The sequence below is a fragment of the Arthrobacter sp. E70 genome, assembly GCF_058266945.1.
In genome coordinates, this window is record NZ_JBYQFR010000010.1 from 23,164 (window position 1) to 47,284 (window position 24,121).

The window sequence follows — 24,121 nt, forward strand, 5'->3', positions numbered from 1 at the left end:
GTTTTGGTCCTGGGCTTTTCCGCAGCCTTTCTTCGGCCTTTCCCGAGGCGCCGGTTATCCACATACGGCTGCTGCGGCCTTACCCTTGGTTCGCCGCCCCGGCAGAGTGGCCCTATGAGCAGGCACCAACTGAATGCCCCGCACACCGCGCCCCACGCTGACACCGGCGTGCTGTCCAGCGGAGCGGAACCGCCTCCCGTCGGTGGCGGCTGGGCGGACCAGGCGGCGGGGGACGGGTCCGCCTGGCTCCCGGACGGCAGCGAAGTGCTGCTGATAACGTCGTCCGCCGTTCTCCGTAGCGAAGTGGAGCGGATCGTGGCCGCTGCCGGCGGACACCTGCGCGTGGCAGCCGACACGGTCGAGGGTGGGCGGCACTGGGACGCGGTGTCTGCAGTCCTTGTAGGCAGCGATGTGCGGGAACTGCCGCCAAGGCGCCGCAGGCCCGCCGTCCTGGTGGGACTCGACGGCGAAGGTGACAGCCTCTGGCACCTCGCGGCCGCCCTCGGGGCCGAACGGGTTGCCGTGCTGCCGGACGCCGCCGCATGGCTGGCTGACCACCTCAGCAGGTCCCGGTCCCCGGGCCCCGGCGGCGTGGTGCTTGGTGTTACCGGCGGCTGCGGTGGGGCAGGCGCCACCACGGCCGCCATCTGGATAGCCCAGGCGGCTGCCGGGTTGGGCATCCGGGTCCTCCTGGTCGACGGTGACCCCTGGGGAGGCGGGCTGGAGCTGGCGCTCGCGGCCGAGGAGAACCCCGGGCTGCGCTGGCCGGACCTCGCAGGGGCCAGGGGCAGCATTGACCCCCTGCAGCTGGCGGACTCCCTGCCGGTGGCGGGTGGCTTCGCATTCCTGTCCTGGCCGGCAGCCCGGGAACAACCTCTCCCCGTCGCCGCTGCCACCACGGCGGGCGTGCTCGATGCTGCCCGCCGTGGTTATGAGCTGGTGGTGGTGGACGTGGGCCGGGGCGCCGAACCGCTCCGGACGGTTGCGTGGGACTGTGACCGCATCATGATGGTGGTTCCCGCTCAGCTGAAGGCAGCGGTGGCTGCCGTGCGCGTATTGCAGGAGCTTCCGCCCGTGGAGGCCGCCCTCCTGGTCCGCGGGCGTCCCGGGACCGCACTGGACAGTTTCCTGATCGCGGATGCCATCGGGCTGCCGGTCCAGGGGCGGGTGCCTGAACTGCGGGCCGTTCCTGGGGCCGTGGAAGCGGGCCGACTCCTGGACCTTGGGAAGCGGCGGAACGTCCGGCACTTCGCGGCATCGGTACTCGACTGGCTGGGGGATGACCTGCCGGCAGGGGAACTGGCATGAGCCGGCCCCGTCCCGCAGGAGGAGAGATGGGTGCCCGGCGCAGTGCCCGGCTGCTCGAGGCATACCAAACGAGCCAAGCGAACCCTGTGAACCAGGCAGGCCGGCAGGCACGGCGGCGGGAGGCGGCCGGTGACCGTACGGCGGTCGACGATGGACTCCTGGAATCCGTCCGCGAGTCCATGATGGCTGACGCGGGTGCCGTGACACCGTCCCGCGTTGCCGCCGCGGTCCAAGCTACGGGGAAATTATTGGGGACTGCCGGTTCCCTCGCCGCTGTGGAGCGGATCAGTGCCGAGTTGAACGGGCTGGGACCGCTGCAGGAGCTCGCCCGGGATCCCGCCGTCACCGACATCTTCGTCAACGCTCCCGACTCGGTGTGGGTGGACCGGGGTCGCGGCATCGAGCCTGCCCCCGTCATGTTCGAGGGTGAAGGCCCGTTGCGGGCACTGGCCTGCAGGTTGGTGGCTGCCGGTGGCCGCCGACTGGACGACGGCTCACCCTGTGTCGATGTCAGGCTGGCCGGCGGCTACCGTGTCCACGCCGTGTTGCCGCCGGTTTCCACGTCAGGAACGCTGCTGAGCGTCCGCATCCGCCGTGAGCGGGTCTTCACCATGGCCGAAATGCGCTCCGGGGGAATGTTCGGTCCGCTGGTGCAGACTGTGCTTGAGAGGGTGGTGGAGCGAAGACTGAGCTTCCTGGTCAGCGGCGCCACGGGCTCGGGGAAGACCACCCTGCTGTCCACCCTGCTCGGCCTGTGTCCGGCGGAGGAACGCCTGGTCCTGATCGAGGACGCGTCTGAGCTGAACCCCGTGCACCCGCACGTCGTGGCCCTTGAGTCGCGCCACGGGAACCTCGAAGGGGGCGGCGCCGTGGACTTGGGGGAACTGGTCCGGCAGGCGTTGCGGATGCGGCCGGACAGGCTGGTGGTGGGCGAGTGCCGGGGTGCCGAGGTGCGGGAGCTTCTGACCGCCATGAACACCGGGCACAGCGGCGGAGGGGGCACCATCCACGCCAACACCGCAGCAGCGGTCCCGGCCCGGCTGACGGCCCTTGGCGCGCTCGCCGGGATGGGCCCTGATGCGGTGCGGCTCCAGGCTGCGAGCGCCCTCGATGTCGTGGTCCATGTCGGCAGGACGCCCCGGGGCCGGGAAGTGCTGTGCGTGGGGGTCTTCAGTGATGGTCCGGACGGCCTTGCCGTCGTGCCGGCACTCGTTGACGGAGGCTCGCCCGGCCCGGCGTGGCCTGCATTGGCGGCCCGGCTGGACATAGCGCCGGGGGAGGACCCGTGATGGTTATCGTGGCCGTGCTTCTGTGCGCGGCGGTGGTGGTGCTGCTTAAGCCGCCGGTGGGTGCGGCTGCCAGGCTCCGTGCTGCAGCCGGTAAGGCGCGTGGCGCTCCAGCGCGGGCAGATCCTGGTTTTGCCCGGTGCTGGCCCATCCGCAGGGCCAAGGTGGCCGGTGGAACAGGGAAGGCGCACGGCGGGCCGGGGCTGATCCTGTTGGTGCAGCAGCTGGCTGCGCTGCTCAGGGGCGGCCGGACACCCGGGCGGCTCTGGGAGGAACTGTGGATTTTGTACGGCGAGGCCGGGCAGGAGGTGCAGCTGCGTCCCGCTGGTCGTCCGGCGACGGCCGTTCTGTCGGACGGATCCGTAGCCGTCCTGGCGTCAGCGCGTGCTGCCGCAGCGACGGGAGCACCGGTTTCGGACGCGATCCGGCGTTCCCTGCCCGCGGCATTCCCGGGCAGGGAAAGAGCCAGGGAGGCAAAGACCTGGTCCGACCTGGCAGCATGCTGCGATATTGCGGAAGCCAGCGGATGTCCGCTCGCCGACGTGCTGACCAGGTTCGCGGCCCAGCTCGAGGCAGAGGAGGACGCCGACGCTGCCCGGCAGACGACCTTGGCCGGCCCCAAGGCAACGGTCCGGCTCCTGACTTGGCTTCCGCTGATGGGACTGGGACTGGGGGCGGCACTGGGAGTGGACCCGCTGGCAACACTGCTTGGCACGCCCTTGGGGCTGGCCGCACTCGCTGGCGGGGGTGTCCTGACTGTCGCCGGAAGGGTGTGGTCCGCCCGCCTCGTCTCCATGGCGGCTGGGGCCGGGACACCATGACCGGAGCATGGGCTCCGGTACCGGTACCGGTACTGTTCCTGTTGCTCGCGGCCGGTGTGTGGCTCGCCTGCCCGGGGCAGGGCGGGCCGAGGAGACGGCTCCTGCGGGCGTGCCGGCAGCGTCTGCCGGAGCTGGAATCGGCGGGATCCACAGCGGGCCAGGCCGCTGGAGGTTTGACCGACACCGCGATGATGCTCGAACTCGTGGCGGCGACGCTGGACGCCGGTGCTGGAATCGGCCGTTCCCTGGCGTTGGTGGCCGGTTCAGCCTCACCCCGTTACAGCGACGCGCTGCGGCCGGTGGTTTCTGCGCTGGCCATTGGTGCTGACTGGGAGACGGCGTGGCGCAGCTCTGCGGTCCGCCTCCCCGAAGTCCTGGAGCTGCGCGACGCCCTGGGCTTTGCGGCGCTGACGGGCGCTCCTTCGTCGGCGATCCTGTACGCCCAGGCCGCGAGGCTTCGGCGGGAAAGGTTCCGCGCAGCCGAGAAGCGTGCCGCTTCGCTGGGCGTAAAGCTGGTGGTTCCGCTGGGCCTGTGTTCCTTGCCAGCCTTCATCTGCCTGGGAGTCGTCCCGGTACTGCTGGCCCTGGTTCCGGCCGGTTCCTAGCAGCGGAACCTGCCCCCGCGCGTCCTGGCTCTTGGATGCACCCTTCCTCCACAGCAGTGCAAGAGCCCCGCTTATCCACTTAGCCAGCCTCGTCCCTTACCCGCTCCGGCTGCTCCGGGAAGAGTCAGGACTGCCGGTAATCCGCCGGTCCATCATGAAAGGAACCCAGATGTCCATCCACCACCCCAACTTCACCCACGGCACTGGCTGCAGCAACGGAACTGGCCTCATGGACGGGACTGCCTCCACGGATGGCAGCGGGGCCCTCGCGGCTTCCCCGCAGGGCACCCCGGGAACGGGAGGCAGTCTGCACGATGGCGGTGTGGGGCACCAGCCTGGGCCGGTGCAGGATAACGTCGTTGAGCTGTATCCCGGCTACCGTCGGCGGCGGACACGGCAAGGCATCAGGCTGCGGGGGTCGGAAGCCGGAATGGCCACCGCCGAGTACGCCATCGCCACTCTGGCTGCCGTGGGCTTCGCCGGACTGCTCGTGTTCATCCTCCGCAGTGACGAGGTGCGCGGATTCCTGCTGACCCTGATCCGTACCGCCCTGGCGTTGCCGTGATCCGCGTGCCGGCAGGGCTGCGGTGGCCAGGTTCCCGCCCGGCCGGCTGCGCCCTGAACGCGGGTGCCGCAGGTGCAGGCGGGCGAACGGCCGGTGGGCCGGACTGCCGCGGGACGGTAACGGCGGAGTTTGCCGTGGCCCTGCCGGCGGTCGTGGCCCTGCTGGCCATGCTGCTCGCGGCTGCGGCCGCAGGCATGACGCAACTGCGGATCGAAGAGGGAGCCCGTGCCGGGGCAAGGGCTTTGGCCCGGGGTGACAGTCCGGCAGCCGTGGAAGGAACGGTCAGGACCCTTGCCGGCGGATCTGCCTCCACTTCCGTGGCTGCCGACGGCGAGTGGCTGAGTATCACTGTCTCGGACCGGGTTCCCGGTCCACTCGGCTCCGCCATCCCGTGGACCCTCACAGCCCGGGCATCGGCACGCAGCGAGACGCCAGGCAGCGAGACGGCAGACAGCAGGAGTGCCGGCGGGTCAGCGGCCGGAGGCAGTTCTTGACGGGGGCCCGGCGGAACCCGGCGCCCCGGGAGACGCAGGACGGCGGGGACAGCGGTGGGACCGGGAAACCGCAACACCCGTGGAATGCACGGGAGCGGGGCTCCGGGACCATCCTGGCCGCGGGGCTTGCACTCGTGGTCATGGCGGCCATGGCCGTCGTGCTGCTGCTGGCACAGTCGGCCGTGCTGGCAAGCCGTGCCGCTGCGGCAGCAGACCTCGCGGCGCTGGCGGGAGCGGATGCGCTGCGGGGCATCACCCCAGGGGAGCCATGCACCATCGCCGCGGAGGTGGCAGGCCGGCACGCGGCGGCCTTGCTCAGTTGCGTCGAGGGTTCCGGCCAGACCCTTGAAGTCCGCACAGAGCTGGACGAAAGGTCAGTGCTGGGGCCGGCAACCGGGCGGGCGCGCGCCGGGCCGCCGCCCTAGGCGACTTGGCCCTGGGCGGAAGGAGATCCATTTACTGGTTGGCTTCCACCGGCACGGGGGGAGCTTCGGCGGCGTCCCTGAGCAGGACGTCCAGTAAGGTCACCGCCGCGGCCTTGTCCAACGGGTTGTTCTTGTTGCCGCACTTGGGGGACTGGACGCAGGACGGGCATCCGGAATCACACTCGCAGGCCTTGATCGCATCCCGGGTGGCCGTCAGCCAGACCTTGGCCTTATCGAAGCCCCGCTCGGCGAAGCCCGCGCCGCCCGGGTGCCCGTCATACACGAAGATGGTGGGCACTCCGGTGTCGGCGTGCAGTGCCGTGGACACTCCGCCGATGTCCCACCGGTCACTGGAAGCCACCAGCGGCAGGAGCCCGATCGAGGCATGTTCGGCCGCATGCAGTGCGCCCGGGAACTGGGCTTCGATGAGTCCCGCCGCCGTCAGCGTCCTGTTGTCGACGACGAACCATACGGCTTTGGTGAACAGGTCACGTGCTCCCAGCTCCAGCGGTTCCTCGCCGAGCACCTCGTTGGAAATGAGGGCCTTGCGCTGGAAGGAGACAACCTGGGTGGTCACCTTCACGTCACCGAAGTGGACTGTCACGTCCCCCCACTGCATGCTCCGCTGCGTATCCAGCACTTCGATCTGGGTCACGTCCCGTGCGGTGGTGTAGTAGTCGGGATTCGCGCGGCGCACCATGACGCAGTGATCGTCTTCGTTCAGGTCCTCCACCACGTAGGTGTCGCCCTGGTGGACGTAGACGGCCCCGGTGTGGGCCTGGTAGTGGGTCTGCGGCGAGTCCATCGTGCCCAGGAGGGACCCCGTCTCGGCATCGACGATGCTCACCGGGCCCCCGCCGTCACCCCGCAGGCTGACCATGCCCGCGGCACTTTGGGAATGCGTCCAGAACCAGCCCGCGGGCCGCCTCCGGAGATAGCCCTGCGCCACCAGCCGGTCCAGGAGCATTTCCGCGGTGCTGCCGAAGAGGTCGAGCTCAGCCGGACCCAGCGGCAGCTCGGCCGCCGCCGCGCACAGGTGGGGGCCCAGCACATAGGGATTGGAGGGGTCGAAGACTGTCGCCTCGACCGACACATCGAAGATGGCCTCGGGATGGTTTACGAGGAACGTGTCCAGCGGGTCGTCGCTGGCCACGAATGCAGCGATCGCGTCCTGCCCGGCGCGCCCTGCCCTGCCGATCTGCTGGAACAGGGATGCGCGGGTTCCCGGCCACCCGGCCACCAGGACTGCGTCGAGGCCGGAGATGTCGATTCCCAGTTCCAGGGCCGAGGTGCTGGAGACCCCCAGCAGCTTGCCCGAACGCAGGGACTTCTCAACCTCACGCCGTTCCTCCGGCAGGTACCCGGAGCGGTAGGCTGCCACCCGCTGTGGCAGGCTGGGATCCACCTCGTCGAGCAGCCGCTTGGTGATGGAGGAGATGGTTTCGGCGCCGCGCCGGGACTTAATGAAGGCGATGGTGCGGACCTGGGCGGATACCAGGTTGGCCAGCAGGTCCGAGGTTTCCGCTACCGCCGTCCGCCGTTCCCTGGCGCCGTTTTCGCCCTTGATGTCAGTCAGCGCCGGTTCCCAGAAAGCCACGGTGGTGGCTCCGTGCGGTGAGCAGTCGCCGGACACGGCCTTCACCGGGGCGCCGATGAGGCGGGAGAACGAGGCGTCAGGCTCTGAAGCTGTTGCCGACGCAGCGATGAACACCGGTTCGGGAAATGAGGTTCCCGCGCCGTAGTAGGCACAGATGCGGCGCAGCCGCCGCAGAAGGTTGGCAACGTGCGACCCGAACACGCCACGGTAGCTGTGGGCCTCGTCCACGATGATGTAGCGCAGCCGGCGGAAGAACCCGGCCCACCAGGCGTGGTTGGGGAGGATGCCAAAATGCAGCATATCGGGGTTGGCCAGGATGAAGTTGGCGTGGTCCCGGATCCACCGGCGAGAGGCGGGATCCGTGTCGCCGTCATACGTTTCCGCCCGGACCGTGGGCAGCTTCAGGGCGCGGATGGCATTCAGCTGGTCGGCGGCCAGCGCCTTGGTGGGGGAGAGGTAGAGCGTCACCGCGCCATCGCCGTGGATCTTTCCCGGATCTGCAAGGACCCGCAGCTCCGAGCGGTGGATGGCGTCCAGCGCGGGCAATTGGTAGGCCAGTGACTTCCCGGAAGCGGTACCCGTGGCGATCACCACGTGCTCCCCGGAGTGGGCGATATCGGCAGCTTCCACCTGGTGCCTGAACGGCTCGCGGATGCCGAGCGAGCTGTAGGCCATGACCAGGTCCGGGTGCACCCACTTCGGCCAGGGTTCGTGGATGGCGGCCCGGGCAGGTATGGTCCGGACATGACGCAGCTGTTCCGGGTCCGGGCCACGGCCCAGCAGGGGGAGCAGGGAGTCATGGGGATTCACCCCACCATTGTTTCATCCGGCAACGGCCGCGCAGGCACGGTTCGCTGCGGAAAACAGCCCGCCGGCGGAACTCAGCTGAGCGAGAGGTCCTCTCCCTCATGCGATGCCGAGAGCATCAGGACCCGGGCGATGGCGCTCCAGCCCAGGTGCGAGTACAGCTTCTGGCCGTCGGCGGACGCCAACAGCAGCCCGGTCTGCACGTCGTGCCCGAAGGCCTGGGCGGCCAGCGCCCGCATGATGAAACTGCCCAGGCCCCTGCGCTGGAAGGCCGGCTGCGTGATGATCTTGTCGAATACCGCGGTGTCGCCAACAACGAACACCCGTCCGCTGGCCGCGACGGTGTCCCCGGAGCGGACCTCGGCATAGTGAACGCCGTCCTCCTCGAAGGTGTGCAGGCGGAATTCGTCGTCGGAAAGCCACGGATCCTCGGCGTCCTGGGTCTCCATGTCGACGATCATCATCGTCTGCGAATCGGAGGTCACGTTGAGCCCGTGCTGGGCCGCCAGCGACGTGTACCGGGCGGGGTTGTTGGTCAGGACCGTCAGCACCCGCGCGGGTGACTGGGCCGTCCTGGCAGCCAGGAATGCGAACTCGGCATCCGTGGGTTCGGACGCGAAAACTTCCCATTCACCACTCGTGTCCGCCCGGAACGCAGTGGGGAAGCGGCCCTCGGTGGAGGTCCGATAGCCTCGGCAGCCCGCCCAGCCGGCAACCCAGACTTCAAGCAGGCCAGTGATGTCTTCAACGATGGTTTCCGGGCTCATGGCATGAGACTATGCCAGCGCGATCGCCAGCAACAGGGGGCAGGAAAGAGCTTATGCAATCGTGATACGCACCGGGTGTGGGTGGCCCTGCGGGCATGATCTGGGATCCCGCCCGCCAGCCACCGTGTACCAGCCGGTACCCTTAAATACGTGGCTTTGAACCGAATTGTCCTCTTTTACGGCTTTACCCCCATCGCAGATCCTGACGCGGTGCGGCTCTGGCAGCGTGCCCTCTGCGAGAAACTGGGACTGACGGGCCGTATCCTCCTTTCCAAGGACGGCATCAACGCCACGGTCGGCGGGGAAATCGGCGCCGTTAAGCAGTACGTCAAAACCACGCGCGAATACCCCGGCTTCCGCGGCATCGACGTCAAATGGTCCGACGGCGGCGCGGAGGACTTCCCCCGGCTCAGCGTCAAGGTGCGGGATGAGATCGTCTCCTTCGGCGCTCCTGGAGAGCTCAAGGTGGACGGGAACGGCGTGGTTGGCGGCGGGAAGCACCTCAAGCCGGAGGAACTTCATGAGCTCGTGGAGGCCAAGAAGCAGGAGGGCGGGGACGTCGTCTTCTTCGACGGCCGGAACGCCTTCGAAGCGCAGATCGGCCGCTTCAAGGACGCCGTGGTCCCTGACGTGGCCACTACCCATGACTTCATCAAGGAGCTCGAGTCCGGCAAGTACGACGACCTCAAGGACAAGCCGGTGGTCACCTATTGCACGGGCGGCATCCGATGCGAGGTCCTGTCCAGCCTGATGGTGAACCGCGGCTTCAAAGAGGTCTACCAGCTGGACGGCGGCATCGTCCGCTACGGCGAGGCCTTCAAGGACCAGGGGCTCTGGGAGGGCTCCCTCTACGTCTTCGACAAGCGCATGCACCTGGAGTTCAGCGACCAGGCCAAGACCATCGGGCAGTGCGCCCGCTGCTCAGCGCCCACCAGCAAGTTCGAGAACTGCTCCAACCCCAGCTGCCGCACCCTGACGCTGTACTGCGCCGGGTGCGCGTCCAGCCCCGGGACGCTCCGCTGTCCCGAGGGCTGCGCGGCTGCCTGACCAGTACAGCACTTAGAGCCGGCGCAGGCGCAAAGCGAAATTGGCCGCGCTGTGGGCCTCCAGCCTCACGGTCAGTGCGCTGTCCGTGGACAGGTAGATGACGTTCTCACGGTTAACGCCACAGCGGAGCCCGAGGTCCACCAAAGTGAGGGTCTCGGTGCGGACGGTGAAGGTGACCCGCCGCTGGCTGCGGCACGCGAGAGCCAGCATGTAGGTTCCAGTGTGCAGGACCGCGGAGGACAGGGTCCGGACTTCGCCGGAGGCCAGCAGCCCGGCTTCGGCATACACCACCTCTTGGGGGACGTCCGGGAATGTCCGGGACACCCACTCACCCAGCCCGGCTTCGCTGACCGGATCCTGCTGCAGCGGGTCCCGGGTGAAGGGCGCCGCGGGGACTGCGTCGCCGGTGCCCTGCACGCTGCCGGCCCGTCCGTCGTCGTACGTGTATTCACAGCCGGTCAGTGCTCCTGCCCCCAGCACGCACGCCAGCACAAGCCCAAGCGCGACGGCGGGCGCCGGCTTCACTGCCGGGGGCGCCCCCGGCGTCCTGTCAGGACGGGGCGCGGAGAATCTCCGCACACTGGGCATAGTCCGACTTTAGGCCCCTGGCTGGCGGGGGGCCAGAGCCCGCGGGGCAGTTATTGCGCTGGTGCCAGCTGGTAGGCGTATACCAGCGGTGCGTCCACGCTGGCGCCGCTGATTTCCACCCGTCCGGCCGCGGGCACGGTGATCCTGGTGGTCTCCTTGCTGCCGTTGCAGGCTGCCCCGGCTTCCGCCACCGCCTTGCCGTCCAGCGTCACGTCAAAGAACGCCTTGCCGCTGCCGTCGCACACGAGGGTGAGCGTATACCTGCCCGCAGGAACGGTGGCCGCCTGCTGCACGGTGCGGTTCCGGTTGAGGATCTTTCCCGAGTCCTGGAGCACAACGCCCGGCGCCTCCGGCAGCGCGGTGGCCCGCCACTTCGGAACATCCGCGTTCTCCACCGAAGACGTGGACGAGCACCCGGCCAGCCCGAAGACGGCGGAGAGTGCCAGTACGGCTGCGGACACGGCTGCGGGCAGCGTCGGACGCCGGACGGTTCCGGGGGCCCGGCGGGCACGCGGAAGGAGGGAGAGGCGGGAAGGCATGGCACCACCGTACCCCCGCGCGGCGGCCGGACTAAACTTGAGCGGTGCCTAGATCCCCGTACGAGTTCACCGCCGGCAACACCCCCGACGCCCCCCGCAGCGATTCACCCGAACTGCTCGCCGCGCTCGCCGCGGACCTGCGCCAGCTGGACTACACGCTCGACGGCGTCGCCCGGCTCCTGGGCCCAACTGCCTCCGCGGCACTGAACCGGGACCAGGTCATCCCCGCGATGCTCGCTGCGGAAAAGGCAGTCCGGGCGGACAACGGCGCAGCGCCGCTCGCCGCCGTCGTCCGGCTTTGGCTCCTCGCCGAACCCCAGGAACGGGACAGGCTCGACGACGCCCTGCCGGGGCTCCGCGCGGACGGTCTCCTGGCGCTGGGGCTGGTGCAGCCCGTGCCCGGCACGTCCCTGCTGACGGCCCGGGCGGACCTGCGGCCCTACGGCTGGGATGCCAACGAGGACGGCAGCGGCGGCGCAGAACTGTGGGTTGCCAGCGACCTCGCCGCCCACCAGCAGGCGGGCGTGCTGCGGCACGACCACGTCCTGGGCATCGGGCAGGCGTCCACCACGCTGGTGCAGACCACCATCCGCCGCCATACGGAGCGCGCGCTGGACCTGGGGACCGGCTGCGGCATCCAGGCCTTCCACCTGCTGCACCACTGCGAGCATGTGACCGCCACCGACATCTCCGAACGCGCCCTCGCCTACGCCCGCTTCAACATCCTGCTCAATGCCGACGCCCTGTCCGTGGACCCGGAGCGGCTCGGCGAGCGGGTGAGCCTGCGCCTGGGCTCGCTGCTCGAGCCCGTAGCCGGGGAGGAATTCGGGCTGGTGGTGTCCAACCCGCCGTTCGTCATCACCCCGCGCACCGCCGGCGAGGACACCGCGGACCAGTTCACCTACCGCGACGGCGGCCTGCCGGGCGACGGGATTGTCTCCGCCCTGGTTGCCGACCTGCCGGGCGTCCTGGCACCGGGCGGCACGGCCCAGATGCTCGGCAACTGGGAGGTTCCCGCCGGGGCTGCATGGCAGGAGCGGCCGAGGTCATGGGTGCGGCCCGGCGTGGACGCCTGGTTCATCCAGCGCGAGCAGGTCAGCCCTGAACAATACGCCGAAACATGGCTGCAGGACGCCTCCGAGTCCCGGGACCGGAAACATTACCGGGATGCCTACGCCGCCTACCTCGCCGACTTCGAGTCGCGGAACGTGGAAGGGATCGGCTTCGGCATGGTGTGGTTGCGCCGTCCCGGGGCCGGCGCGCATGCCTCGGCGCAGGCCGCGCTCAGCCGGTTCGAGGAAATCACGTACCCCATTGAGCAACCCATCGGCCCCCACCTGGGCGCCGCCGTCGAACGCCATGACTGGCTGGCAGGGCACAGCCTTGAGGACGCGCACCTGCTGGTGGCGGACGATGTCACCGAGGAACGCCACCAGCGGCCGGGCGCCGAGCACCCGGGGGTGATCCTGCTCCGGCAGGGCGCAGGGCTGCGCCGCACCAACCTGCTGAGCACCGAACTTGCCGGCTTCGTGTCCGCGTGCGACGGCGACCTGACCGCCGGGCAGATTGCCGGTGCGCTTGAGGCGTTGCTGGGCGGTGCGGCGGGCGGCGGCGACGGGTTCGATGACGGTTCCTTCCGGCGTGCCCTCCTCACCGACGTGGCCAATCTGGTGCGCGACGGCTTCCTGGTTCCGGCCGGGGAATGAGGCCGGGGAAGCCTCCCCGGCAACCCCCCTCTTTTCCACATGGATGCGCAGAATTCTGCAAAATATGGTGAACTAGGCGAACATGGGCGCATCTGCCCGAGCAATCTTTTTCTGTAGGAGCACCGTGCCAAGCAAGGCCAAAACCGGCAAGAAACTCGTGATTGTGGAGTCTCCAGCCAAGAGCAAGACCATCGCCAAGTACCTGGGCGAGGGCTTCATCGTAGAGGCCTCCATCGGTCACATCCGCGACCTGCCGCAGCCGTCCGAGCTCCCCGCCGAGCTGAAGAAGACCTCGGTCGGCAAGTTCGCCGTCGATATCGAGCACGACTTCAAGCCCTACTACGTTGTCTCCCCGGACAAGAAGAAAAAGGTGACCGAGCTCAAGGCCGCGCTCAAGGACGCCGACGAACTCTACCTCGCAACCGATGGGGACCGCGAGGGCGAAGCCATCGCGTGGCACCTGCTGGAAGTGCTCAAGCCCAAGGTCCCCGTCTACCGGATGACGTTCGGTGAAATCACCAAGGAAGCCATCCAGCGCGCCATGGGCAACCTGCGCGACGTGGACCAGGACCTGGTGGACGCCCAGGAAACCCGCCGTATCCTGGACCGCCTCTACGGCTACGAGATTTCCCCGGTGCTGTGGCGCAAGGTGGCGCGCGGGCTGTCCGCCGGCCGCGTGCAGTCCGTGGTCACCCGCATGGTGGTGGACCGCGAACGCGAACGGATGGCCTTCAAGGCCGCCTCCTACTGGGACCTCACCGGCCAGTTCGGCGCGGACTCGGGCTCCTTCAAGGCGAAGCTCGCCGCCGTGGACGGCGCCAAGGTAGCCAGCGGCCGTGACTTCAATGACGACGGCGAACTCATCTCCAAGAACGTCGCCCACCTTAATGAGGAGCTGGCCACGTCCCTGGCCGCGGGACTGCAGGACGCCGCGTTCCGCGTCCGTGCCGTTGACACCAAGCCTTACACCCGCCGGCCGGCTGCCCCGTTCACCACCTCCACGCTGCAGCAGGAGGCCGGCCGGAAACTGCGTTTCTCGTCCAAGAGCACCATGCAGATCGCCCAGCGCCTGTATGAAAACGGCTACATCACGTATATGCGTACCGACTCCTCGGCGCTGAGCGACGAAGCCATCACGGCCGCCCGCCGGCAGGCCTCAGAACTGTACGGCCCGGAGTACGTGCCGCAGTCCCCCCGCGTGTACTCGAACAAGGCCGCCAACGCCCAGGAAGCGCACGAGGCCATCCGGCCCGCCGGTGACTCCTTCCGCACTCCCGCGCAGGTGGCCTCCCAGCTCTCCGGCGACGAGTTCAGGCTCTACGAACTCATCTGGAAGCGCACTGTCGCCTCCCAGATGGGCGATGCCAAGGGCTCGACGGCGACCATCCGCCTGGGTGCCGTGGCCAGCGACGGCCGGGACGCCGAGTTCTCCGCCTCCGGCACCGTGATCACGTTCCCCGGCTTCCTCGCCGCCTATGAGGAAGGCAAGGATGAGACCCGCGGCGACGACGATTCGGACGAAGCCCGCCGGCTGCCGAACGTGGCCAAGGGTGACTCCCTGACCGCTGCAGACATCGTGGCAGTGGGCCACGAGACCTCACCGCCGCCGCGGTACACGGAAGCGTCCCTGACCGCGGAGCTGGAGAAACGCGGCATCGGCCGCCCGTCTACGTATGCCTCCACTATTTCCACCATCCAGGACCGCGGCTATGTGCGGAAACAGGGCTCGGCGCTGGTGCCCAGCTGGATTGCCTTCTCGGTGATCCGGCTGCTGGAGCAGCACTTCAGCGACTACGTCGATTACGAGTTCACCGCCGACATGGAAGGCGACCTGGACAAGATCGCCAACGGCCAGGAAGCCGGCGCCTCCTGGCTGCGGCACTTCTACTTCGGCGAGGATTCCGATCCCGGCCTGTTGAGCATCGTGAACAACCTGGGCGAGATCGACGCCCGGGAAATCAACTCCATCCCGATCACCGACGAGATCACCCTGCGGGTGGGCAAGTTCGGCCCGTACCTGGAGAGCTCCGCCGCCGTGGTGGACCCGAAGACGGGCGAGATCGTCGAGTCGGCGCGCGCCAATGTGCCCGAGGACCTGGCACCGGACGAACTGACCGCGGCCAAGGCCATCGAGCTGATGGAGACGGCGGCCCCGGAGGAACGCGTCCTCGGCACCGACCCGCACACCGGGCACACGGTGGTGGCAAAGAACGGCCGCTACGGCGCCTACGTCACCGAGGTCATCCCTGAGATGACCGAGGAACAGATCGCCGCACAGCCGGTGGAGTACTACAAGAACGGCAAGCCCAAGCCCCCGAAGAAGCCGGTCAAGGCCAAGCCGCGCACCGGGTCGCTCTTCAAGTCCATGACTGTCGAATCGGTCACCCTGGACGAGGCGCTGCAGCTGATGAGCCTCCCGCGCGCCCTGGGGGAGGACGCCGAAGGCAACCTCATCACGGTGCAGAACGGCAGGTTCGGCCCGTACCTGAAGAAGGGGACGGACTCCCGGTCCATCGGGTCTGAAGAGGAAATCTTTACCATCACCCTGGACCAGGCCCTGGAGATCTACTCCCAGCCCAAGCAGCGCGGTGCCCGCGCCGCAGTGCCGCCGCTGGCGGAGTTCGGCCCGGACCCGGTGTCCGAAAAGAACATCGTGGTGAAGGAGGGCCGGTTCGGGCCCTACATCACGGACGGCATCACCAACATCACCGTTCCCCGCGCCACCTCCCTGGAGGAACTGACGCGCGAACAGGCCGTGGAACTGCTGGCCGAGAAGCGCGCCAAGGGCCCGGTCAAGCGCACGGCCGCCCGCAAGGCGCCGGCCAAGAAGAAGGCAACGGCCAAGAAGTAATACGGTGGCCGGCGCGTTTGCGCCGGCCACCGTATCGTGATCGGCTAGGGGAATGACTGAACAGCCGGGAATCGACGACACCAATCCGCTCAACGACCTTGAGGAGAAGCTCGCCACCGGCGGGCAGCCAGACGCGAACCCCGTGGACGTCATCCTGTCCTTCCTGAACAGCGAGGTCTACATCATCAGCCCGGACACGGTGGAAACCGAGGACTCGCAGGTGGAACCCCTGGTTCTGGCCAACGCCGATGGCGACCCCGTCCTGGCGGTCTTCTCACACCCCAGCCGGGTGGACCAGCCGTACCTGGAGGCTGCCCCGAACGTGCTCGGTACCCAAGGCGCGGCCATCATCGCCAACATCGGCGACGAACTGGGCCTGGTGATCAATCCCGGAGCCGCGTACGGTTTCGAAATCAATCCGGAGGGCGTGGCCAACATCAGGCGCGACTTCAAGCGCGCCGACGAGGAATAATGGGTCCATGCGGCTAGGCGTCCTCGATATCGGGTCCAACACTGTCCATCTGCTCCTGGTGGACGCGCACCCCGGTGCCCAGCCGGTTCCGTTCGCGTCACATAAGCGGCCCCTGTCCCTGGTGCAATACCTCGAACCCGACGGCAGCATCAGTGACCAGGGCCAGCATGAACTGACCGAGTTCGTCCTGGAAGCCTGGGAGTTTGCCGCCCGGCACAAGGCAGAGGACCTGCTGGCTTTCTGTACCTCGGCCATCCGCGAGGCCACCAACGGACCGGCCGTCCTCGCCCGCGTCAAGCACGAAACCACCGTGACCCTCCAGGAACTGACCGGCAGCGAAGAGGCGTCCATGACCTTCTTCGCGGTCCGGCGCTGGCACGGCTGGGGTGCCGGTCCCATCCTCAACCTGGACATCGGCGGCGGTTCCTTCGAAATGGCTTTCGGCCAGGACGAGCTTCCCGAAGTGGCCACCTCGGTGCCGCTGGGCGCCAGCCGCCTCACCCGCGACTGGCTGGCGGAGGATCCGCCGTCGGCCAAGAGCGTCAAGGAACTCCGGCGCTACATCCGGGCCACGCTCAAACCCGCGGTCCGGGAATTCGACGGCCTGGGCCGCGCCAACGTCGTGGCGGGGACGTCCAAGACGTTCCGTTCCCTGGCCAGGATCGCAGGTGCCGCGCCCAGCGCCGAAGGTCCCTACGTGAAACGTGAACTGCACGCTTCGGACCTGGGCATCTGGACCCAGCGGATCTCCGCCATGAGCTCGGAGGACCGCCTGCACCTTCCTGGCGTCTCGGAAGCACGGGCCCACCAGCTGCTCGCCGGCGCCTTGGTGGCCGAGGCTGCGCTGGAAATGTTCAAGTTCAAGAAGCTGCGTATCTGCCCGTGGGCTCTGCGTGAAGGCTTGATTCTGCGCCGCCTGGACCAGCTGGTGTTTGCCGGCCCGCTCGAACCGGCGCCGCACGTGGCAGCAGCCAAGACAGTGGAAGCCGCCGTCTAGGCCGGCTGCGTTCGTTCCGACCGTTAAACGCGGAAGCACCGGGGCCGGCAACAGGAAAATGGGGGAAAACCTGTTGCCGTACCACCGGTGCCCTGGCAGGCATCCCCATGCCTGCCGCATCACTCGCACCCTCAATGAGGTAATAACTACAGTAGGAGGCCAACTTGTGCGCTTCCTGCAGTGAACATGGGAGTTGCCTGTGAATGGTGGCGAACTGCAATGATGGAGGAATGAGCAACCGAATCGCATTCCTTGGCTGTGGATCCATGAACGAAGCCATTCTTGGCGGCCTGCTGGAGGCGGGTACCGACCCCGGTGACGTCGTGGCCACTGTCCGCCGGGCTGAGAGGGCCGCCGAACTGGCCGAACGCTACCACGGCATCACCGCGATAGCCGGCGAGGAAGAGCCGGACAACAACAGGCAGGCCACCAAGGGGGCCGCCGTCGTCATTCTTGGCGTCAAGCCCGTCGGCATTGCCGACCTGGCGCGCGAAATCAGCCCCGCACTCGCACGCGGAACTGTGGTGGTCAGCGTGGCTGCGGCCGTGTCCATCGCCCAGCTCGAAGCCGCACTGCCCGCCGGTCAGCCCGTCATCCGCACCATGCCCAACACCCCCGCCCGGCTGGGCCGCGGCGTGGTGTCCGTGTCCCCGGGGACGCACTGCACCGCGGACCAGCTCCGGAAGGTCAAGGAGATCCTGCAGGGCGCCGGAACCGTCGTAGAGGTTCCGGAGGAACAAGTGGATGCCCTGTCCGCCATCAGCGGGTCGGGCCCCGCCTACGCGTTCTACCTCGCCGAGGCGATGGCCGCCGCGGGGGAGGAACTGGGGCTGGACCGCGAACTGTCCCTGCTGCTGGCCCGCGAAACCGTGGCCGGCGCAGGCCTCATGCTCGCCGAGCCGGGTGCGGATCCCTCCGCGCTGCGCAAGGCCGTCACCAGCCCCAACGGCACCACCGAACGGGCCATTGCCACGTTCGATGAGCAGGGCATCCCCGCAATCATCGCTGCCGGCGCCCGCGCCGCGGCCGACCGTGCTGCGGAGATCACCAGGCAGCTGGGCTGACTGGGCCCGCTAGGGCCGGGCGGCGAACCGCTCCAGCAGGTCCACGTGGCCGGAGACGATCAGCATGTCCCGCGAGGACACCTTGGTTTCCGGCCGGGCGTAGGTGAAGTCCTCACCCGGGGACTTCACGCCCACGATCGTCACACCGTACTTGGACCGGACCTTGGACTCGTCCAGCGTGAACCCCACCGTTTCGCGGGGCGGGTACATCTTCACGATGGCGAAGTCGTCGTCGAACTCGATGAAGTCGAGCATGCGCCCGGACACCAGGTGTGCGGCGCGGACGCCGGCGTCGGCCTCCGGGTAGATGACGTGGTTGGCGCCGATGCGCGTGAGGATCTTGCCGTGGGACGGGGTGATGGCCTTGACCCAGAGGTGTTCGATGCCCAGGTCCACCAGGTTGACGGTGATCAGCACCGAGGACTCGATGGAGGTGCCCACACCCACGACGGCGGAGCTGAACTCCTGTGCCCCCAGCTGGCGCAGTGCGTCGATGTTGGTGGCGTCAGCCTCCACGACGTGGGTGAGGAGGGGCGCCCACTTCTGGACCAGGCTCCGGTCGCGCTCGATGGCGAGCACTTCCCGGCCCTGCTTGACCAGTTGTTCGGCGGTGGATGACCCAAAGCGGCCCAGGCCGATCACCAGCACCGGGGCGTTGTGGGCGGGGCGCCGGGGGGCGTCGGTGGAACTAGCCAATGATCGGCCTTTCTTCGGGGTAGTGGTACAACTGGCTGCGCTGGCGCAGGGCGAGGGCTGCGGCGAGGGTTACCGTACCGACGCGGCCCGCGAACATCAAGGCCGTGAGCACGTAGACCCCCTCAGGCGCTATTTCCGCGCTGAGGTTGGTGCTGAGGCCCACCGTGGCAAAAGCGGAAATGGTTTCGAAGAGCACCCGGTCCAGGGACTCGCCGCTGATGTGCAGCAGCAGGAACGCGCACACCGAGACCAGGGTGGCTCCGGCGACGATCACGGAAATGGCCACCCGCATGCTGCCCTGCGGGATGGTCCTGCCATAGACCTTGACGTCGGCATCGCCGCGGGCCTCGGCAATGATGGCCAGGAACATGACGGCGATGGTGGTCACCTTGATGCCGCCCGCCGTCGAGGCGGACCCGCCGCCGGCAAACATCAGGGCGTCGGTCAGCAGCATCGTGGTGGACTCCATCTGGTTCTGGTCCACCAGGTTGAAGCCGCCCGAGCGCATCATGACGGAGGCGAAAAACGCGTGCGTGACCTTGTCGCCGAAGTTCATCGAGCCGATGGTCCGGGTGTTGTCCCATTCCATCACCGCCCACAGGATTGCCCCGGACACCAGGAGGATGAGGGACACCTGGATGGTGAGCTTGGTGTGCAGGTTCCATTTCTTCCAGTTCAGGCCGTTCTGCTGCAGCACCATCACCACCGGGAACCCGAGGCTGCCCATGAACACGCCCACCATCAAGGGGAGAAGGATCCACAGGTCCGTCTCGTAGGGGACGATGCCGTCCGAATGCGGGGTGAAGCCGGCGTTGTTGAACGAAGAGATGGCGTAGAAGATGCCGTGCCACACGGACTGCCAGAACGGCTCGCCCAGGGTGAGGAACCGCGGTACCAGCACCAGCGCCAGGATGCCTTCGATGACCACCGACGTGGTGATGACGATCCGCAGCAGCGTACCCACCTCGCCGAGGCGGCCGGCCGTGTTCATGGATTCCGCTGCAATGATCTTGCCCCGCACGCCGAGCCGCTTGCTCACCATCAGCGCAAGCAGCGAGGCGAGGGTGAGCGTGCCGAGGCCGCCGATGAAGATGCCTATGAGGATCACCAGCTGGCCGAAGAAGGACCAGTGGACCGCCGTCGAGACCACCGTAAGCCCGGTGACACAGACGGCCGAGACGGCGGTGAACAAGGCCTGGTGGATGGGGGTGGCCGTTCCGTTGGCCGAGGACACCGGCAGGGACAGCAGGAACGTGAACACCACGCACACGGCGGCGAAGGCCGTCAGGGCAAGCCTGGCAGGGGTTGCGTTGGCGATGTCGTCGATGAAGTCGCGCAACCGAGTGAAGATCCAGAGGCCGCCCTCCCGCTCCTGCCCCGGGGGGTGCCAGCTGGCCGGGGTACGGGGCCTCGACTGGCTCTGCGTCATGTGTGGCTTTTCCTCGGTCGAAACTTCTTCCCCCAGTAGTAAACCACTAATGCCGGCGTAATGGCCGGGCGGACAGCGGCCCGCGCTCGGGTAGCCTGTGATTGATGACATACCTGCCCGGTCTCGCGAAGCCCGCGCCGCCAACGATGGTGGCGTGGAGTCCCGCGATGACCGCGTACAACTTCGGCCCGGGCCACCCCATGGCGCCGGAGCGAATGGACCTGACGGCGCGTCTCGCCCGCAGCCTGGGGATCCTCGACCTTGACCACGTCGACGTGGCCGCGCCGGACGTGGCATCCGACGCCGAGCTGCAGTCCGTCCACGCACCTGACTATGTGGCAGCGGTCCGCAAGGTCAGTGCGGACCCCTCCGAGCCGGACGAATCCCGCGGTCTGGGAACCGAGGACGATCCCGCCTTTGCCGGGATGCACGAGGCCGCGGCACGCCTGGCCGGAGGCTCCCTGCTGGCAGCCAGGCATGTGCTGCAGGGTAGCGCCGTGCATGCAGTCAACTTCGGCGGCGGCATGCACCACGCCTCCCGCGACCGGGCCAGCGGGTTCTGCATCTACAACGACGCCGCCCTCGCCGTCCAGGCACTGCTCGACGGCGGAGTGGACAGAGTGGCGTATATCGACGTTGACGCCCACCACGGGGACGGAACGCAAAACATCTTCTGGGACGACCCGCGCGTCCTCACCGTCTCACTCCACGAAACCGGGCTCACCCTGTTTCCCGGAACCGGTTTTGCCAATGAGCTGGGCGGCCCGGGTGCGGAGGGCACCGCCGTGAACGTGGCGCTGCCGGCGGGAACGGCAGATGCAGGCTGGCTGCGGGCCTTTTATGCCGTGGTGCCTCAGCTGGTGGGCGCCTTCCAGCCCGGGGTGATCGTCAGCCAGCATGGCTGCGATTCGCACCGCACGGACCCCCTCACGCACCTCAACCTGAGCGTGGACGGCCAGCGCGAGGCAGCCACCGCCGTCGGAAACCTGGCGGAACGGTACTGCGGGGGGCGCTGGATCGCCACCGGCGGGGGCGGGTACAACGTCCTGGACGTGGTGCCCCGGGCCTGGAGCCATCTGGTGGCCATCGCTGCCGGGCGGCCCGTCCCGCTGCGGACCCCTGTGCCGCAGGACTGGCGCGACTACGTCCAGGAGAAGTTTGGCGCCGCTGCACCGGAGCTGATGGGTGACGACGTGGAGCTGTGGTGGCGGTCCTGGGAGGTCGGCTTCGACCCCAACGACGCCGTGGACCGCTCCGTCATGGCCACGCGCAAGGCCGTGTTCCCGCTGCACGGACTGGATCCGTGGTTCGACTAGCGGGTTCAACTAAATGTACGGATCCTTCGGGCCCTCCCGGTCAGCCGGCAGGCTTCTCCGTCTGGAACACCACACCTGCAGCGCCAATAAGCCAGCCCAGCAGCGACAGGGCGAACGCGCCGATCAGGTCAGTGGAGGCGGTTCCCTTGACGAGCCACAGCAGCAGAACCAGCAGTCCCACCGCGAGGTACACCACGATGGCTGCGACGATACGCCCCGACAGGCTGGCCACAACGTCGGAAGGATTGACCATGGGGGTGCTGCCATGCCCAGGTCCTCCTGCAGGGGCAATGTCCCCACGGCCCGGCCCGCCACGGCCCGGTTCGCCACGGCGGACCTCGGCAATGGTGAAACCCAGGGCCGAGGCCGTCAGGGAACTCAGTGACGTGGCCAGCACACCGGCTGCCGTGACCAAAGCTCCGTTAAGGGGCGGGGCAGCCGTCCTGCCGTCGGGCACCCAGAACCCCACGCGCAGCAGAACGGTGCCCCATACCGCGACAAAAAGGCCGAGAAACACAAAGGCGATGATGTTGAACAGCTGCTGCCGGAGGAAATCCATCACCACCAACCTTCACCTCATGGGGCGCCAATGTCCGCCCAATCCGCGGCAATGGTGACACTGTTGTAGCACCGCGCAGGAATCGCGGCAACGCCCCCGGTCCGGGCGAAATAGTTGATGCCTTTCGGCGTATATGTCGCTAGGGTGGGAGGCATGGTGACAGACGACGTATTTGCCGTCATTGCGGAATCGACCCGGCGTGACATCCTCGTGTCCCTCCGTTCCGGAGACAAGGCCGTGGGCGAACTGGTGGAGGAACTGGCGGCGAGCCAGCCCACCATTTCCAAGCACCTGAAGGTCCTGCGGGAAGCGCAGTTGGTGAGCATGCGCGCCCAAGGCCAGAAACGCTACTACGCCCTCAACCGCGGGCCTCTTGAGGGCATCGCGAGCTGGCTGGAAACGTTCGACGTCGGCACTGGCGCCAAAGCGGCCGCCTCGCGGACCGCCTCGGAGCAGGCAGTGTCGGAGCAGGCAGTGTCGGACCAGGCAGTGTCGGACCAGGCAGTGCCGGCCCACCTGAAGGAAGGCGTTGCCGCTGCGGCTGCTTCGCTGCCCCCTGCAGGCCGGCCGGTGCCAGCGCCGGCGGAGTCGGCACCGGCACCGGCACGAACAGAGGAAGTCCCCGCGCCCGTCCTGGTGCGCGAAGGGGCTGAGCTGAGTCCCGCCGTCGTCATCCCGGGCGGAACCGGCGCCCCGCTCAGCGACGACAGCGTTCCCCAGCAGATCGGGCGCACGGTGGGCCGGGCGGCCACCAAGGCTGCGGACCTGCTGGCCAACCTTCCCACCCTGCCCAAGTTCGGGCGCAAGAAGTAGGTCCCGGCCGCAGGCAGCGGCGGCCTACTTGCCCAGCAGCCGCACGTGGTCCGGGGTCAGCTCGGAAACCTTGCTGACGCCCAGCAGGGCCATGGTGCGGATCATGTCCTTCTCGAGGATCTGGAGGGTGCGGTCCACCCCGGAGCGGCCGCCCGCCATGAGGCCGTACAGGTAGGCGCGGCCGATCAGGGTGAAGTCGGCGCCCAGTGCCAGGGCGGCGACGATGTCCGCGCCGCTCATGATGCCGGTGTCCAGCATGATGGCGGCATCCGTGTTGTCGGCTGCGAAAGCCTGCTTGACCTCGGGGAGCAGGTGGAACGGAATCGGGGCACGGTCCAGCTGGCGGCCGCCGTGGTTGGACAGGATCACACCGTCGGCGCCGTGGTCCACCACGCGGCGGGCGTCCTCCACGGTCTGGATGCCCTTGACCACCAGCTTGCCCTTCCAGGTTTCGCGCAGCCAGTCCAGGTCCTCGAATGTGAGCGTGGGATCAAACATCGAGTTGATGAGGTCTGCCACGGTGCCCGTATAACGGGAGAGCGAGGCGAACGTGAGCGGCTCGTGGGTGAGGAAGTTGAACCACCAGGCCGGCCGGTAGGAAGCGTCCAGGACGGTCTTCAGGGTCAGCGCCGGCGGAATGGTCATGCCGTTGCGGACGTCCCGGAGCCGGGCGCCGGCCACCGCCGTGTCCACGGTGACCATGAGGGTGTCATTGCCTGCCTTGGCGGCGCGCTCGATCAGTTCCAGGGACCGGTCGCGGTCGGTCCACAGGTACAGCTGGAACCAGTTGCGGCCGTTCGGGGCGGCAGCGGCGACGTCCTCGATGGACGCGGTGCCCATGGTGGAGAGCGTGTAGGGAATGCCGGCTGCCTCGGCTGCCTGGGATCCTGCGTACTCGCCTTCGGACTGCATCATTCGGGTGAAGCCGGTGGGGGCGATGCCCACCGGAAGCCGGGACGGCTTGCCCAGGATTTCGGTGCTGAGGTCTATCGAGGAGACGTTGCGCAGGATGCCCGGGCGGAATTCGATGTCCAGGAAGGCCTGCCGGGCGCGGCGGAGGGTGATTTCCCCTTCCGCGGCGCCGTCGGTGTAGTCGAACGGTGCCTTCGGGGTGCGGCGCTTGGCGATGTCCCGCAGTTCCCACACGGTGCTGGCGCGCTTGAGCCGTGCTTCCTTGCTGAACTCCGGCTTCTTGAACTGCATCAACGGGGCGAGGTCGGAGTACTTGGGGATGCGGCGCTTCAGTGCCGGCGGCACCGCAGCGGACGACGCCGGAGCCGCGGCGGGTGCAGCGGCTGCGGGAATGTCGGTGGCGTCCGGGGCCGGGGTCGTCTCGGGATTGCTGGGCTGGATGGTGTGGGTCACATGT

The 24,121-nt window shown here is 68.1% G+C and carries 23 protein-coding genes; 15 read left to right on the forward strand and 8 right to left on the reverse strand.

Annotation, left to right across the window (positions count from 1 at the left end; genetic code table 11):
- The first annotated feature begins 273 nt into the window (after positions 1-273).
- From ssd to AC3IMC_RS13835, 7 genes are all read left to right on the forward strand, one after another.
- Complete coding sequence (gene ssd, locus AC3IMC_RS13805; protein ID WP_490919239.1) at positions 274-1,308, forward strand: septum site-determining protein Ssd; 1,035 nt, start codon at positions 274-276, stop codon at positions 1,306-1,308.
- Positions 1,305-2,597 (forward strand): TadA family conjugal transfer-associated ATPase, encoded by a 1,293-nt coding sequence (locus AC3IMC_RS13810; protein WP_490919107.1) that lies wholly within the window; start codon positions 1,305-1,307, stop codon positions 2,595-2,597. Before ssd ends, AC3IMC_RS13810 begins: the two co-directional genes overlap by 4 nt.
- On the forward strand, positions 2,594-3,415 hold the full coding sequence (locus AC3IMC_RS13815) for a type II secretion system F family protein (RefSeq protein ID WP_490919108.1): 822 nt from the start codon (positions 2,594-2,596) through the stop codon (positions 3,413-3,415). Before AC3IMC_RS13810 ends, AC3IMC_RS13815 begins: the two co-directional genes overlap by 4 nt.
- Positions 3,412-4,020: a type II secretion system F family protein gene (locus AC3IMC_RS13820; protein WP_490919109.1), complete on the forward strand. Its 609-nt coding sequence runs from the start codon at positions 3,412-3,414 to the stop codon at positions 4,018-4,020. Before AC3IMC_RS13815 ends, AC3IMC_RS13820 begins: the two co-directional genes overlap by 4 nt.
- Positions 4,021-4,189: 169 nt before the next feature.
- Positions 4,190-4,585: a DUF4244 domain-containing protein gene (locus AC3IMC_RS13825; RefSeq protein WP_490919110.1), complete on the forward strand. Its 396-nt coding sequence runs from the start codon at positions 4,190-4,192 to the stop codon at positions 4,583-4,585.
- 134 nt (positions 4,586-4,719) lie between these two features.
- A complete protein-coding gene (locus AC3IMC_RS13830) occupies positions 4,720-5,079 on the forward strand; it encodes a TadE family type IV pilus minor pilin (RefSeq protein ID WP_490919111.1) in 360 nt (119 codons plus the stop codon).
- Positions 5,076-5,504: an Rv3654c family TadE-like protein gene (locus tag AC3IMC_RS13835; RefSeq protein ID WP_490919112.1), complete on the forward strand. Its 429-nt coding sequence runs from the start codon at positions 5,076-5,078 to the stop codon at positions 5,502-5,504. Before AC3IMC_RS13830 ends, AC3IMC_RS13835 begins: the two co-directional genes overlap by 4 nt.
- 31 nt (positions 5,505-5,535) lie before the next feature.
- Here AC3IMC_RS13835 and AC3IMC_RS13840 read toward each other — a convergent pair whose 3' ends face one another.
- Positions 5,536-7,911, reverse strand: a complete 2,376-nt coding sequence (locus AC3IMC_RS13840) for a DEAD/DEAH box helicase (protein WP_490919113.1) — start codon at positions 7,909-7,911, stop codon at positions 5,536-5,538.
- Between the two features lie 71 nt (positions 7,912-7,982).
- Entirely contained in the window at positions 7,983-8,675 is a 693-nt protein-coding gene (locus tag AC3IMC_RS13845) for a GNAT family N-acetyltransferase (RefSeq protein WP_490919114.1), read from the reverse strand.
- A 150-nt stretch (positions 8,676-8,825) separates the two neighbouring features.
- On the opposite strand from AC3IMC_RS13845, the gene trhO reads away from it, so the two are divergent.
- A complete protein-coding gene (gene trhO, locus AC3IMC_RS13850) occupies positions 8,826-9,722 on the forward strand; it encodes an oxygen-dependent tRNA uridine(34) hydroxylase TrhO (RefSeq protein ID WP_490919115.1) in 897 nt (298 codons plus the stop codon).
- A 12-nt stretch (positions 9,723-9,734) separates the two neighbouring features.
- On the opposite strand, the gene AC3IMC_RS13855 is transcribed toward trhO, so the two are convergent.
- Together AC3IMC_RS13855 and AC3IMC_RS13860 are read right to left on the reverse strand one after the other, a co-directional pair.
- A complete protein-coding gene (locus tag AC3IMC_RS13855) occupies positions 9,735-10,310 on the reverse strand; it encodes a DUF6023 family protein (protein WP_490919116.1) in 576 nt (191 codons plus the stop codon).
- A 50-nt stretch (positions 10,311-10,360) separates the two neighbouring features.
- Positions 10,361-10,849, reverse strand: coding sequence for a DUF6023 family protein (locus AC3IMC_RS13860; protein WP_490919117.1), 489 nt, complete (start codon positions 10,847-10,849; stop codon positions 10,361-10,363).
- Positions 10,850-10,893: 44 nt separating this feature from the next.
- Between AC3IMC_RS13860 and AC3IMC_RS13865 the strand changes: the two genes are divergently transcribed.
- From AC3IMC_RS13865 to proC, 5 genes are all read left to right on the forward strand, one after another.
- Positions 10,894-12,555, forward strand: coding sequence for a DUF7059 domain-containing protein (locus AC3IMC_RS13865; protein WP_490919118.1), 1,662 nt, complete (start codon positions 10,894-10,896; stop codon positions 12,553-12,555).
- Between the two features lie 124 nt (positions 12,556-12,679).
- Positions 12,680-15,406 (forward strand): type I DNA topoisomerase, encoded by a 2,727-nt coding sequence (topA, locus tag AC3IMC_RS13870; protein WP_490919119.1) that lies wholly within the window; start codon positions 12,680-12,682, stop codon positions 15,404-15,406.
- Between the two features lie 52 nt (positions 15,407-15,458).
- Positions 15,459-15,878, forward strand: coding sequence for an SseB family protein (locus tag AC3IMC_RS13875; protein WP_490919120.1), 420 nt, complete (start codon positions 15,459-15,461; stop codon positions 15,876-15,878).
- Between the two features lie 7 nt (positions 15,879-15,885).
- Positions 15,886-16,875, forward strand: coding sequence for a Ppx/GppA phosphatase family protein (locus AC3IMC_RS13880; RefSeq protein ID WP_490919121.1), 990 nt, complete (start codon positions 15,886-15,888; stop codon positions 16,873-16,875).
- Positions 16,876-17,105: 230 nt separating this feature from the next.
- Complete coding sequence (gene proC, locus AC3IMC_RS13885) at positions 17,106-17,939, forward strand: pyrroline-5-carboxylate reductase (RefSeq protein WP_490919122.1); 834 nt, start codon at positions 17,106-17,108, stop codon at positions 17,937-17,939.
- Between the two features lie 9 nt (positions 17,940-17,948).
- Here proC and AC3IMC_RS13890 read toward each other — a convergent pair whose 3' ends face one another.
- Both AC3IMC_RS13890 and AC3IMC_RS13895 read right to left on the reverse strand, forming a co-directional pair.
- A complete protein-coding gene (locus tag AC3IMC_RS13890) occupies positions 17,949-18,587 on the reverse strand; it encodes a potassium channel family protein (RefSeq protein WP_171059109.1) in 639 nt (212 codons plus the stop codon).
- A gap of 40 nt (positions 18,588-18,627) precedes the next feature.
- Positions 18,628-20,064, reverse strand: coding sequence for a TrkH family potassium uptake protein (locus AC3IMC_RS13895; RefSeq protein WP_490919123.1), 1,437 nt, complete (start codon positions 20,062-20,064; stop codon positions 18,628-18,630).
- Between the two features lie 104 nt (positions 20,065-20,168).
- On the opposite strand from AC3IMC_RS13895, the gene AC3IMC_RS13900 reads away from it, so the two are divergent.
- Positions 20,169-21,380: an acetoin utilization protein AcuC gene (locus tag AC3IMC_RS13900; RefSeq protein WP_490919124.1), complete on the forward strand. Its 1,212-nt coding sequence runs from the start codon at positions 20,169-20,171 to the stop codon at positions 21,378-21,380.
- A gap of 40 nt (positions 21,381-21,420) precedes the next feature.
- Here the strand turns inward: AC3IMC_RS13900 and AC3IMC_RS13905 are convergent, their stop codons facing one another.
- Positions 21,421-21,939 (reverse strand): hypothetical protein, encoded by a 519-nt coding sequence (locus tag AC3IMC_RS13905; protein WP_490919125.1) that lies wholly within the window; start codon positions 21,937-21,939, stop codon positions 21,421-21,423.
- 153 nt (positions 21,940-22,092) lie between these two features.
- Here AC3IMC_RS13905 and AC3IMC_RS13910 point away from each other — a divergent pair, with 153 nt between their 5' ends.
- Entirely contained in the window at positions 22,093-22,752 is a 660-nt protein-coding gene (locus AC3IMC_RS13910) for an ArsR/SmtB family transcription factor (RefSeq protein ID WP_490919126.1), read from the forward strand.
- 24 nt (positions 22,753-22,776) lie between these two features.
- On the opposite strand, the gene AC3IMC_RS13915 is transcribed toward AC3IMC_RS13910, so the two are convergent.
- Positions 22,777-24,117, reverse strand: a complete 1,341-nt coding sequence (locus AC3IMC_RS13915; RefSeq protein WP_490919127.1) for an alpha-hydroxy acid oxidase — start codon at positions 24,115-24,117, stop codon at positions 22,777-22,779.
- Positions 24,118-24,121: the final 4 nt, after the last annotated feature.